Source organism: Staphylococcus saprophyticus subsp. saprophyticus ATCC 15305 = NCTC 7292 (genome assembly GCF_000010125.1).
GTDB lineage: Bacteria > Bacillota > Bacilli > Staphylococcales > Staphylococcaceae > Staphylococcus > Staphylococcus saprophyticus.
In genome coordinates this window covers 1,311,174-1,323,260 of record NC_007350.1, presented here as the reverse complement: position 1 = coordinate 1,323,260, position 12,087 = coordinate 1,311,174, and the positions used below count along the sequence as shown (strand labels likewise).

12 protein-coding genes are annotated in these 12,087 nt (G+C 32.6%); 1 reads left to right on the top strand and 11 read right to left on the bottom strand.

What is annotated here, in order from left to right; genetic code table 11:
* Positions 1 to 5 precede the first annotated feature (5 nt).
* From aroB to cmk, 11 genes are all read right to left on the bottom strand, one after another.
* Positions 6 to 1,073 carry a 3-dehydroquinate synthase gene (gene aroB / locus SSP_RS06510; protein WP_002483254.1) on the bottom strand — a complete coding sequence of 356 codons (1,068 nt, stop codon included), beginning with the start codon at positions 1,071 to 1,073 and terminating at the stop codon, positions 6 to 8.
* 39 nt (positions 1,074 to 1,112) lie between these two features.
* On the bottom strand, positions 1,113 to 2,279 hold the full coding sequence (gene aroC, locus SSP_RS06505) for a chorismate synthase (RefSeq protein ID WP_011303069.1): 1,167 nt from the start codon (positions 2,277 to 2,279) through the stop codon (positions 1,113 to 1,115).
* Between the two features lie 292 nt (positions 2,280 to 2,571).
* Positions 2,572 to 3,021, bottom strand: a complete 450-nt coding sequence (ndk, locus tag SSP_RS06500) for a nucleoside-diphosphate kinase (RefSeq protein WP_002483252.1) — start codon at positions 3,019 to 3,021, stop codon at positions 2,572 to 2,574.
* 146 nt (positions 3,022 to 3,167) lie between these two features.
* Positions 3,168 to 4,121, bottom strand: coding sequence for a polyprenyl synthetase family protein (locus SSP_RS06495; RefSeq protein WP_011303068.1), 954 nt, complete (start codon positions 4,119 to 4,121; stop codon positions 3,168 to 3,170).
* Between the two features lie 26 nt (positions 4,122 to 4,147).
* Positions 4,148 to 4,849 (bottom strand): demethylmenaquinone methyltransferase, encoded by a 702-nt coding sequence (locus tag SSP_RS06490; RefSeq protein WP_011303067.1) that lies wholly within the window; start codon positions 4,847 to 4,849, stop codon positions 4,148 to 4,150.
* A gap of 1 nt (position 4,850) precedes the next feature.
* The gene (locus SSP_RS06485; protein ID WP_002483249.1) at positions 4,851 to 5,423 is read right to left on the bottom strand and encodes a hypothetical protein; all 573 of its coding nucleotides are present in this window, start codon (positions 5,421 to 5,423) and stop codon (positions 4,851 to 4,853) included.
* Between the two features lie 453 nt (positions 5,424 to 5,876).
* Positions 5,877 to 6,149, bottom strand: coding sequence for an HU family DNA-binding protein (locus SSP_RS06480; RefSeq protein ID WP_002483248.1), 273 nt, complete (start codon positions 6,147 to 6,149; stop codon positions 5,877 to 5,879).
* Positions 6,150 to 6,317: 168 nt separating this feature from the next.
* A complete protein-coding gene (locus SSP_RS06475; protein WP_011303066.1) occupies positions 6,318 to 7,316 on the bottom strand; it encodes an NAD(P)H-dependent glycerol-3-phosphate dehydrogenase in 999 nt (332 codons plus the stop codon).
* A 17-nt stretch (positions 7,317 to 7,333) separates the two neighbouring features.
* Positions 7,334 to 8,644: a ribosome biogenesis GTPase Der gene (gene der / locus SSP_RS06470; protein WP_002483246.1), complete on the bottom strand. Its 1,311-nt coding sequence runs from the start codon at positions 8,642 to 8,644 to the stop codon at positions 7,334 to 7,336.
* Between the two features lie 177 nt (positions 8,645 to 8,821).
* Complete coding sequence (gene rpsA / locus SSP_RS06465; protein ID WP_002483245.1) at positions 8,822 to 10,003, bottom strand: 30S ribosomal protein S1; 1,182 nt, start codon at positions 10,001 to 10,003, stop codon at positions 8,822 to 8,824.
* Positions 10,004 to 10,298: 295 nt separating this feature from the next.
* Positions 10,299 to 10,958 (bottom strand): (d)CMP kinase, encoded by a 660-nt coding sequence (cmk, locus tag SSP_RS06460; protein WP_002483244.1) that lies wholly within the window; start codon positions 10,956 to 10,958, stop codon positions 10,299 to 10,301.
* A 78-nt stretch (positions 10,959 to 11,036) separates the two neighbouring features.
* Here cmk and SSP_RS06455 point away from each other — a divergent pair, with 78 nt between their 5' ends.
* Complete coding sequence (locus SSP_RS06455) at positions 11,037 to 12,011, top strand: asparaginase (protein WP_011303065.1); 975 nt, start codon at positions 11,037 to 11,039, stop codon at positions 12,009 to 12,011.
* Positions 12,012 to 12,087 lie beyond the last annotated feature (76 nt).

The following is a 12,087-nucleotide window of genomic DNA, read 5'->3' as shown; positions in this document are numbered from 1 at the left end:
GGCACCTACTTTTCAAAATGTGTTGTGAATATTTCAAAAGCTTGTGAAAGTGTGGCTTTATCTACGTGTTTGACTTGAGGATCCCCAATAGCATTTAAAAGCACCATTTGCACACCTTGTTGATCATTTTTTTTATCTTTTAACATTAATCCATACAATGAATTAAATTCAAATGATTGAATGACTTCTAACGGATAGTTTAGTGATTTTAAATACTGAATATAATGTGAAATATCATAATGTGTATTTAATATGATATTAGAAACTATAAATTGATAAATTATACCTATCATGACGGCGTGACCATGTGGGATTTTAAATTGATACTCAACAGCATGTCCAAAAGTATGCCCCAAATTTAGATATTTACGTACATTAGATTCTTTTTCATCTTGAACAATAATATTTAGCTTTGTTTCTATACCTTTATATAGAAAATATTCAATATCCTTTAACGAAGCAAGTGCTTGTTCATTTGGATACTGTGCTTCAATATTATTTACAGACGTTATATCGTTTAGTAAGGCATGTTTATAAACTTCTGCATAACCACTTAATATCTCAGTGTAAGGTAATGTTTCTAAAAAATTCAGGTCATAAATAACAGCTTTAGGTCTATAAAAAGCGCCTATTAGATTTTTACCATGTTTAGAATTAATCCCTACCTTGCCACCCACACTTGAATCATGTGCCAAAATAGTTGTTGGAACTTGAATGAAATCAACACCTCTTAATAAAGTCGCAGCAAGAAAACCTGTGAAATCACCAGTAGCACCACCACCGATCGCAATGAGACATGTATCACGCGTTAATTGTTTAGCTAATAATGATTCGATGGTCTTTTCATAAAATGATAAGGTTTTTGTCGTTTCTCCTGAAGGAATGATCAATTTATGCGCATTATTTTCAGAAGTGATAAAATCTAACAATTCGTGCCAATCATGGTTTACATGTTCATCGACAACAAGTACGACATCTTCATAGTCTTTGATAAACTGATGTAAATGGTCTATTGCTTGGTGTTCTACAATGATAGGATAATTATTAGATTTATAAGTTGTTTCTAGTTTCATGTAATCACCTCAATAATCTGTTAATTTTTTAGTTACATTTTAGTATTCTATATTTAATAAACGACGTTCTTTGATTTGTGATTGAAGCTGTTCAATATGATTACATTGAAATTCTTCGAGCAATGCTTTTGCTAATTCAAATGCGACTACGTTTTCAACAACAACACTGGCTGCAGGTACAGCACAACTATCAGAACGCTCAATAGATGCTTTAAATGATTCTTTAGTATTAATATCTACTGAATTTAATGGTTTGTATAGTGTCGGAATAGGTTTCATTACACCATTAACAACGATTGGCATTCCATTAGACATGCCGCCTTCAAAGCCGCCTAAATGGTTTGAGCCTCTATAATACCCATTTGTTGTATCGTATAATATCTCATCTTGAATTTCACTTCCAGGTTTTTCAGCTGCTTTAAACCCTTCACCAAAACTAACGCCTTTAAACGCATTGATGCTTACAACACCCTGTGCAATTCGACCGTCTAGTTTACGATCATAATGTACATAGCTACCAATTCCAACCGGTACACCTTCAATGATTGTTTGTACAACGCCACCGATTGTATCACCAGCTTTTTTAGCAGCATCGATTTTATCTCGCATCGTTTGCGCGATTTCATCATTAACGACACGCACATCATTTTTATCGATATTTGATTTGATTGTATCTAAGTCATATTCTAAATCATCTTTAACTCCACCAATTTCTACTACTCTACTATAAAAGTTAATATCTAATTGTTTTAAAAGTATTTTTGAAACGGCACCTACAGCAACACGTGCTGCTGTTTCACGTGCAGATGAGCGTTCTAATACATTTCTTAAATCTCTGTGATTGTATTTCATCCCACCGATTAAATCTGCATGACCAGGACGAGGTTTAGTGATAACACGTTTCATATTATCTTGATCTTCCTCGCTAATTGGGTCTGCGCCCATTATTTTTTTCCAATGTGTGAAGTCATCATTTGTAACAATCAGTGTAATTGGGCTTCCAAGTGTATAACCATTTCTCACACCTGAAACAATCTCAATAGCATCTTTTTCAATTTGCATACGGCGACCACGCCCATATCCACCTTGTCTTTTAAACATTTCTTCATTTATATCAGCTACATTAATTTCTAAATTAGCTGGCACACCTTCAATAATCACCGTTAGTTGAGGTCCATGTGACTCACCAGAAGTTAAATATCTCATACTTTGCCCACTCCGTTCTTTAGTACTTTAAATTAATATATGTTCTATATCTTATCATATTCAATAGTTCAAATTAATAGGAAAATTAATAATTGCTGAATATTCATAAAAATGACTTCTAATATTATTATTTTACAAGTGTAACACTTGAGTTATTTAAATTATATTAAATCCTGTACTTGATTACTATAGTCATGTAAAACGAGTGGAAAATTTGTTTTGTACATATAAAAAACTGATTAGATACAATGATCTAATCAGTTTAATTATTGGTATTTACAATTTTTAATGATTATTCGTATAACCAAGATTCTCTAGACTCTGAGTACTCACTTAACTCATCAGCCTTAAACCAAAGATTAATCTCTTTATTTGCTGACTCAACTGAATCTGAGCCATGTATAATATTTCTTCCTACTGTTAAACCAAGGTCTCCTCTAATTGTACCTGGCGTAGCTTCTGATGGGTTTGTTTTACCTATAATATGACGAGCTACATGTACTGCATCTTCACCTTCAACAACCATCGCAAATACTGGTGCAGATGTTATAAAACTAATTAAATGTTTATAGAACGGTTTGTCAGTATGTTCAGCATAATGCTCTTCAGCTAGTGATTGTGGTACAGTCATAAATTTACCACCAACTAATTTGAGACCTTTCCTTTCAATGCGAGAAATAATTTCCCCTATCAAATTTCTTTGTACTGCATCTGGTTTAATCATTAAAAATGTTCTTTCCATTGTGTGTGCTGCCCCCTGTTTGTTATGTATCAGTGTACGATTAATAAATTAATGTACACAAATATGTATTAAAAATAAAAATATGTTTTGAATCACATTCATATATTAACAGGTTATTAAAGCGCCTTCAATGTTTTTCACATAAGTTACACATTTCTTTTACCAACTTTTTTAATTAACTTTTTAAATAATGATTTTGAATCTTCGTTATCTAATTCATCAATTAAATGTAAAGCCTTATTAAGATATTTGTCGCTTACAGCTTGAGATTGCGCAATGACATCAGAGTTTCTAATTTGATCAATTAGTTTAACGAATGTTTCATGATCCGTTTCTGAATTTAATTGCTGGATTTGTTGTTTAAATGTTTCATTTTTTCTCATTTCGAAAAGCACAGGCAAAGTTAAATGACCATTCATCAAGTCACTTCCAACTGGTTTGCCTAGTTTTTTCTCAGTACTAGTAAAATCTAATATATCATCTACAATTTGGAAACTCATACCTATATAGTGGCCAATCATTTTTAGATTATGTACAGTTTTTGCGTCAGCTCCAGAGGTGATTGCACCTACTTCTGTAGACAATTGAATGAGCAATGCTGTTTTACGATTAATTCGACGTAAGTAGTTTGTTATTGTCTGATGTCCATTGAATTGATCCTGAAACTGATATAGTTCTCCCATGCATACTTCTACAATGGCGCGAGAAATAACAGCGTGTACACGATTAGCTTCAATATTGGATATATGTTCAAGTCCACGAGCGAGTAAGAAATTACCAGTGAGTATGGCTGTGTTTTGATCCCATTTTTTTGAAATCGTCAAACTGCCTCTACGTTTGTCGCTTTTATCTATAACATCATCATGGACTAAAGTAGCCATGTGAATTAATTCAAGCGTAACTGCGACACGATAAACATCTTCATTCATTTCTTTGCCGAATTGGCTACTTAAAATTACAAAAGCTGGTCTAACGCGTTTACCACCAGAAGAAAATAAATGATGTGAAGCAGCCTCGAGTACTTTATCGTGACTTTTAATTGACTGTTCTAATCGTTTTTCTATTTTTTTAATTTCACTATTTATATTTAACTTTGACACGCTAATCACCTTTGGTTGATTCATTTTTATTTATAGCCAAGGTGCATTGCTGCAACGCCACCTGTAAAGCTACGGACTTTAACATTACTAAAACCTGCTTGATTAAATAGTCTTTTCAGTTTTTCTTTATCTGGAAAATTAAATGTTGATTGTTGTAACCATTCATATTCATCTTTAGATTTTGCAAAAATTTTACCAAAAATTGGCATCACAAATTTAAAATAAAGTTTGTAACATTGTTTAAATACTGGCGTTGTAGGTTGACTTGTTTCAAGACAAACAATCATACCACCTGGTTTAAGTACACGATTTAATTCTTTCAATGTTGCTAAATAATCAGGCACATTTCTTAAACCAAAACCGATTGTTACATAATCAAATTCGTTATCTTCAAATGGCAAATTCATTGCGTCACCATGAACAAGTTGAATATTATGCATATCTTTGGTCTTGCGTTTTCCAACTTCTAACATGTTTTCACTGAAATCTACACCGATGACCTCTCCAGTGTGACCTACAGCTTTACTTAAAGAGATTGTCCAATCTGCTGTTCCACAACAAACATCTAATGCTTTAGATCCAGACTTCACATTCATTTCTTTCATTACGCGCTTTCTCCATGTTTTATGTTGCTCGAAACTTATGATGTTATTCAGTCGATCGTATTTACCAGAAATATTTTGGAAAACATCATGTACTTGTTCTTTTTTTGCTTTATTATCTGCCATATTAATTACCTCTTTTTGGATGAATTTCAGTTTTTAGTTGGTCTAAAAATGATTCTAACGTTTCTTTAGAATAATTACTTAAATATGAAGGATGATTTTCACTTAAATTTGCTATTAATTTATCGTTGATAAAAGAAGTATCAGCATTTGGAATAAATCGTTTTATTGTAATTAGTGGAAATGTATTTTCTATTTTTAATATATATGCTCCAATAGCGTTAATATCTATTGCTTCGTGGTGAATAGAAGATTTCATTTCATTTACTTCTACAATGGCTGTACTAATTTCTTTTTGATAAGTTGGATCATTTAAATTTGCTAATAATGTATAAAAATGTGCACTTAACAAGTCACCTATTAAAATAGATTTTTTAGACGATAAAGTTGTAGAAACTTCGTCTAAGTGACGCATTGCTGTATCTATTGTGAGGCAAGCTAATTTAGCTTCTTGTGGTATATCATAAGAATCAAGAATTTGTGCCAACGTTTTATTTATATAGATTGATTCATAATGATTTACACCGCGAAGTCGCTGTGTAATTTGTGTTTCTAATATGTTTAATGTCGTTTCCATGTTCACACCTCACGTTATTATCCATATACATATTAACATTATATAGAGAAAAATAAAATCAACGAAAACCATAGTTAACAATAATCGTGCATTATATATAAAAAAAGCGTAAGAACTACTTATATCATTTTGCTAAAAAAGTTTCGTCTTCTCAATTTGGAAAGAATGGCTAGTGCTTGAAATGACTGATTTAAAGCTGTTTTAATCCAATCACCAGTTGTTCACATTATAATTCAGACTAAAACGAATGTGCTTGTCTTAGTCTGAACTGTGATTTATTTCATCGTATGTATTAATTTTAGTTTCATTGTATCTTAAATCATTGTGAATATATAGTTTGTAGTTAACACAAATGATATCATAAAGTTTTTGTTTATATTGATAAGTATTTAATTAAAAGATTAATAAAAAAAGAAAAAGCCCCTTAAAAAGGGCTTCACTTTTAGTAAAGAATTATTTTACTGCGTCTTTTAAAGCTTTACCAGCTTTGAATGCTGGAACTTTGCTTGCAGGGATATCAATTTCTTTACCAGTTTGAGGGTTACGGCCTTTACGAGCAGCGCGTTCGCGTACTTCAAAGTTACCGAATCCAATTAATTGTACTTTTTCACCTTTAGAAAGTGATGATTGAATTGATTCGAATACTGCATCTACAGCTAAACCAGCTTCTTTTTTAGTTAAATCAGCTTGCTCTGCTACAGCATTGATTAAATCTGTCTTGTTCATTATGAATTCACCTCCCCTAGGGTTTATAATGATACTTAATATCATTATGGTATGACTTTAACACAACGATTACTGCTACTGCAATGATTTATGCGCAAAAAACGTTGAAATAATAGGATTTTGATAGCAAATTGTTATATATTTTATGAAAAGTGTAATTATACTCTGTTATTCTGCTTTCTTTCCTCGTCCCATCAAATCTTTAACGCTTTCATCTACGGGTCTATTTTCGAATAATACTTTGTATAGAGCGGTTGTTATTGGCATATCAACATTGACTTCTTTTGATAAATGGTAAACTGATTTTGTAGTATATACACCTTCCACAACCATATTCATTTCATTTAAAGCAGTATCAAGTGATTTTCCTTCACCTAATTTATAGCCTAATGTATAGTTTCTGGAATGTGTTGAAGTACATGTCACAATTAAATCGCCAATACCACCTAAACCAAGAAAAGTAATAGGATTTGCACCTAATTTTTCGCCTAAACGACTAATTTCAGCCAAACCTCTAGTCATCAATGCCGCTTTAGCATTATCTCCGAAGCCCATTCCTGAAATTACACCGCTTGCAACAGCGATGATATTTTTTAGAGCGCCTCCGAGTTCAACACCTACGAGATCTTCATTTGTGTAAACACGTAAATAATCATTCATAAATAAATCTTGTGTTAGTTGTCGTACAGATTCTGATTTTGAAGAAGCTGCTACTGTTGTAGGTTGTTTAATGACTACCTCTTCGGCATGACTTGGTCCTGATAGTACGCCAATTCCTGCATTATGTTTAGGTGAAATAGAATCTTCTAACATTTCAGATACGCGTTTATAAGTATCATTTTCAATACCTTTAGCAACGTGTATAAACGTTTTCTTACTAGATAATAACGAATCAATTGTTTGAGCTACTTCTCTCATCGCTTTGGTAGGTAGTGCCATTAAATAAATATCAGCAAAAGCAACAGCGGTTTCAATATCAAGTGTTGCTTCAATATCTTCATTTAACTCAGCGGTTTTTAAATATTTACTATTAATGTGTTGTTCATTAATTTCATTTATTGTGGTTTCGTTTTTCCCCCACATCAATACTTGATGTCCATTTTCGGCTAAGACATTTGCTAATGCTGTACCGAAACTTCCAGTACCAAAAACGGTAACTTTAGACATGCTATCCCCTCCGATGATTAATTTCTCTTTCTTGCTATAATATGCACTGGTGTACCTTCAAATCCAAATGCAGCCCTGATTTGATTCTCTAAATAACGTTTATAAGAAAAATGCATCAATTCTACATCGTTGACAAAAACGATAAATGTTGGTGGTTCAATTGCAACTTGTGTAGCATAAAATACGTTTAAACGACGTCCTTTGTCTGTAGGTGTCGGGTTCATTGATATAGCATCAGTAACAACTTCATTAAGTGTAGAACTTTGAACACGTTTTTTATGATTCTCACTGGCTTCTTTAATATATGGGAATAACGTTCTAAGACGTTGTTTTTCTTTAGCTGAAACAAATGCTATTTCTGCATAGTCCAAGAATTGAAACTCTTTACGTACTTCATCCTTGAATTTTTTCATTGTATTTGTTTCCTTATCTACCGTGTCCCATTTATTAACTACGATAACGATGGCTTTTCCTTCTTCATGCGCATATCCTGCAACACGTTTGTCTTGTTCTATGATACCTTGTTCAGCATCTATGACAATAAGTATGACGTTCGATCTTTCTATTGCTTTTAGTGCACGTAAAACGGAGTATTTTTCAGTATTTTCATATACTTTACCCTTTTTACGCATGCCGGCAGTATCAATTAATACATAGTCTTGATCATCATAGCTATATTCAGTATCTACAGCATCACGTGTTGTGCCTGCTACATTGGAAACAATGACGCGGTCTTCACCTAAGATAGCATTCACTAAACTTGATTTGCCCACATTTGGACGCCCTATAATTGATAATCTAATTGTATCGTCATCATATGGATCAGGTTCTTCTTCTTTAAAATGTTTAACAACTGCATCTAATAAATCACCTAGACCAAGTCCATGTGAACCGGATATTGGGTATGGATCTCCAAAGCCAAGAGAATAAAAATCATAAATTTCATTTCTCATTTCTGGATTATCGACTTTATTAACGGCTAACACGACAGGTTTTTTTGATTTATATAACATTTGTGCAACCATTTCATCACTTTGAGTTAAGCCTTCTCTTACATTAACCATGAAAATGATAACATCAGCTTCATCAATTGCAACTTCTGCTTGAGCTCTTATTTGAGTTTGAAATGGTGCATCTCCAATTTCAATACCACCCGTGTCAATGATATTAAAATCGTGCGTTAACCATTCACCTGATGAATAAATTCTATCACGAGTCACTCCTGGCGTATCTTCTACAATCGATACACGCTCGCCTACGACTCTATTAAAAATTGTCGATTTACCAACGTTTGGCCTACCAACAATTGCTACTATAGGTTTAGTCATAACTAACTTCCTCTCTTTTTTAATCTCTATAATTCTATCATACGGGTTAGATAAATAAAAAGAAATATTAAAACAATATGACTGTTATAGTTATTACATTGTAATTTTATGGCAAAAAAAGAAATCTTGCCCTAGTTATCATTAGGACAAGATTTAAAATTGGCATCATACTTTGTATTAAAACTTAAAGTCTTTTAATTTATCACCGAATACATCACCCAATGTTGGATTATCTTCGTCATCAGAACCATTATCTAAATAGGATTGTGTTGTTTCACTATCACTTTCGATAACATTTTCATTTGGTAAGGTAGCTTTTATAGATAACGAAATACGCTCATTCTCTACATCTACACCAAGCACTTTGACACTTACGACTTGGCCAGGTTCTAACGCTTCACTTGGAGAACCAATATGTGAATGACTAATTTCAGAAATATGCACTAAACCTTGTACACCAGGTTTAATTTCTACAAATGCACCAAAGTTAGCTAATCTTACGACAGTGCCTTCGATTACATCGCCTTCGTTGAATTCACCTTTAATTGATTCAAATGGGCTAGGTAACGTATCTTTAATAGATAAAGAAATGCGTTCAGAATCTTTGTCTACAGATTTAATTTTCACATTTACCGTTTCACCAATTGAAACCACATCTTCAGGAGATTTTACATGTTCATGTGATAATTCAGAAACGTGAACAAGTCCATCAACGCCACCTATATCTACGAATGCACCAAAGTTTGTAAGTCGAGCGACTTTACCTTCTATAACGTCACCTTCATTAAGTGATTCCAATAATTCATCTTTTTTCTCTGCATTTTCCAATGCCTCTACTGCTTTACGACTAAGAATGACACGATTATTTGCAGGGTCTAATTCTTCTACTTTTAATTTAAGAACTTGACCTTCAAAATCAGAGAAATCTTCAATGAAATCTGTAGAAATTAATGAAGCCGGAACAAATCCTCTTTGACCAACATCAACCACTAAACCACCTTTAACAACTTCAGTGACTTTAGCTTCAATTGTTTGGTTATTGTCTAGTTGTTCTTGTAAAAATTCATATGATTTTTCAGTTTCAAGTTGACGTTTCGAAAGGATGTAAGCACCCGTTTCATTCTCTTCGTCATATTCTACTTTAGTAACATATGCACCAATTTCATCACCAACTTTGACAGCATCACTAGGATTATCAATATGATGTGTTGAAAGTTGACTTATTGGGATAATACCGTTAAATTTTGCACCATTAACAGCAACAATTACTTGCTTTTCTTCAATTTCTTGAACTTCGCCTGTAACTTTATCCCCTTCTTTAATGTCATTAATCATTGATTCGTTAAACTCTTCAGTCATCTTGTCTGCCTCCTTATTACACTACATATTTATAACATCTTATAATCTGACAAAATTGTCAAGAAATTCCACTTTAATTAAGGAATTCAAATATTAATTGTTAAAATGCTGTAAAATAGGGCCATTTAGCTAACTAAATTTTAAATAACTTTACCTATTTTTTACAATTTCACTTTATATGCAGCTCGTATTAGTATAAAAATTCATGTAAGTTTTATACCCGATAATTGTATTATATAACCTTTTTACACAATTTGGAAAGAAAGGGCTTTATATATCTAGCTATTATTTGAGATTAACTAATTTTATGAACAAGTGCTAATATTTCTTGTGTAACAATTTCTATGCTCTTTCCTGTTGTATCAACTGTAATCGCATCATCTGCTTTTTTCAAAGGTGATATGTCACGGTTCATATCATATTGATCTCGATCAGCAATTTCTTGCTTAAGTTGTTCAACATTGGAAACAATACCGCGTTCTTCATTATCTTTTTGTCTTCGAACTGCACGTTCTTCAACTGAAGCAATCATATATACTTTCAAATCTGCATCTGGTAATACAACGGTACCAATATCTCTTCCATCCATTACGATGCCTTTTTTAGCTGCTAATTCTTGTTGTTTGTTTACAGAAAATGTTCTAACCGCTTCTTTAGATGCAACATAAGAAACATGATTGGTTACATCGTTTTCTCTTAAATAGTCAGTGACATCTTGATTATCTAAAATAACTCTTTGACCTTTGTCTTTATCATAAGTTAAAGACAATTCAGTAGTTTCTATAAGTTGATCAAAATCTTCAGGTTTGTTTTGTTGTAAGTATTTGTAAGTTATTGCGCGGTACATTGCGCCTGTATCTACATAAATCATAGATAATTTAGCTGCTAATAATTTAGCGATGGTACTTTTTCCAGCCGCAGCAGGTCCATCTAGTGCGATATTTAATAATTTCATTTTTGTAACCCTTCCTTGTTGTTTTATGAATAATATTTTATCATAAATATGTATATTATAAATAGGAGGAATGCTAGCATGAAAAATGTTCTTGTTATACATACCGGTGGAACGATAAGCATGTCACAAGATGAAGCTAACAAAGTGGTGACAAATAAAGATAATCCTATATCTAATCATCAAGATGTGATTGCGCAATATGCAAATGTGACAGAAATAACACCGTTCAATGTACCTTCACCGCATATGAATATTGAATATGTGGAAAAGTTGAAAGAAATTATTGAGGAAGCAGCTAAAAATGAATCTTATGATGGATTTGTTATTACTCACGGTACAGATACGCTAGAAGAAACAGCTTATTTACTGGATTTAACAACAGATATTTCAAAACCTATTACGATTACTGGTGCTATGCGTTCTTCAAATGAAATAGGTTCAGATGGTTTATATAATTTCATATCTGCGATTCGTGTTGCAACAAGTGACGAGTCTTCAGATATGGGTGTCATGGTAGTGTTTAATGATGAAATTCATACTGCGCGTAACGTTACGAAAACACATACATCAAATACAAATACTTTTCAAAGCCCTAATCATGGCCCACTAGGTGTTGTCACTAAAAATAGCGTTCAATTTCACCATAAACCATATGAGCATCTTATCTTAAATGAAATAGACCATACTTTAAATATTCCATTAGTTAAGGCATATATGGGAATGAATAGTGATGTGTTAACGTTTCATAGTGATAATAATGTTGATGGCATCATCATTGAAGCGCTTGGACAAGGTAATTTACCACCAACAAGTTTGGAAGGACTAGACAAATGTTTAGATAAAAACATACCTATAATTTTAGTATCTAGATCATTTAACGGTATTGTAGGACCAATTTATGCTTATGAAGGTGGCGGTGCAACCTTAACAGATAAAGGTGTTATTTTCTCAAATGGTTTAAATGGTCCTAAAGCTAGGTTAAAACTTCTAGTTGGATTAAGTAATGATTTAACATTTAAACAATTAAAACGATACTTTGAATCACAACTTTAAAATGATTAAGTATACTATTTGAATTATAAAAAGCTGAGGCAATTTTTAGTTGTCTCAGCTTTTTATATCTTAGGAA

Bases quoted from the DNA above. Each gene is read 5' to 3' on its own strand.
- der (WP_002483246.1), bottom strand. From the start codon at position 8,644: ATGACTAAACCTATAGTAGCAATTGTTGGTAGGCCAAACGTTGGTAAA.
- SSP_RS06490 (WP_011303067.1), bottom strand. From the start codon at position 4,849: ATGGCAGATAATAAAGCAAAAAAAGAACAAGTACATGATGTTTTCCAA.
- aroC (WP_011303069.1), bottom strand. From the start codon at position 2,279: ATGAGATATTTAACTTCTGGTGAGTCACATGGACCTCAACTAACGGTG.
- SSP_RS06480 (WP_002483248.1), bottom strand. From the start codon at position 6,149: ATGAACAAGACAGATTTAATCAATGCTGTAGCAGAGCAAGCTGATTTA.
- SSP_RS06455 (WP_011303065.1), top strand. From the start codon at position 11,037: ATGAAAAATGTTCTTGTTATACATACCGGTGGAACGATAAGCATGTCA.
- SSP_RS06475 (WP_011303066.1), bottom strand. From the start codon at position 7,316: ATGTCTAAAGTTACCGTTTTTGGTACTGGAAGTTTCGGTACAGCATTA.
- cmk (WP_002483244.1), bottom strand. From the start codon at position 10,958: ATGAAATTATTAAATATCGCACTAGATGGACCTGCTGCGGCTGGAAAA.
- SSP_RS06485 (WP_002483249.1), bottom strand. From the start codon at position 5,423: ATGGAAACGACATTAAACATATTAGAAACACAAATTACACAGCGACTT.
- aroB (WP_002483254.1), bottom strand. From the start codon at position 1,073: ATGAAACTAGAAACAACTTATAAATCTAATAATTATCCTATCATTGTA.
- rpsA (WP_002483245.1), bottom strand. From the start codon at position 10,003: ATGACTGAAGAGTTTAACGAATCAATGATTAATGACATTAAAGAAGGG.
- ndk (WP_002483252.1), bottom strand. From the start codon at position 3,021: ATGGAAAGAACATTTTTAATGATTAAACCAGATGCAGTACAAAGAAAT.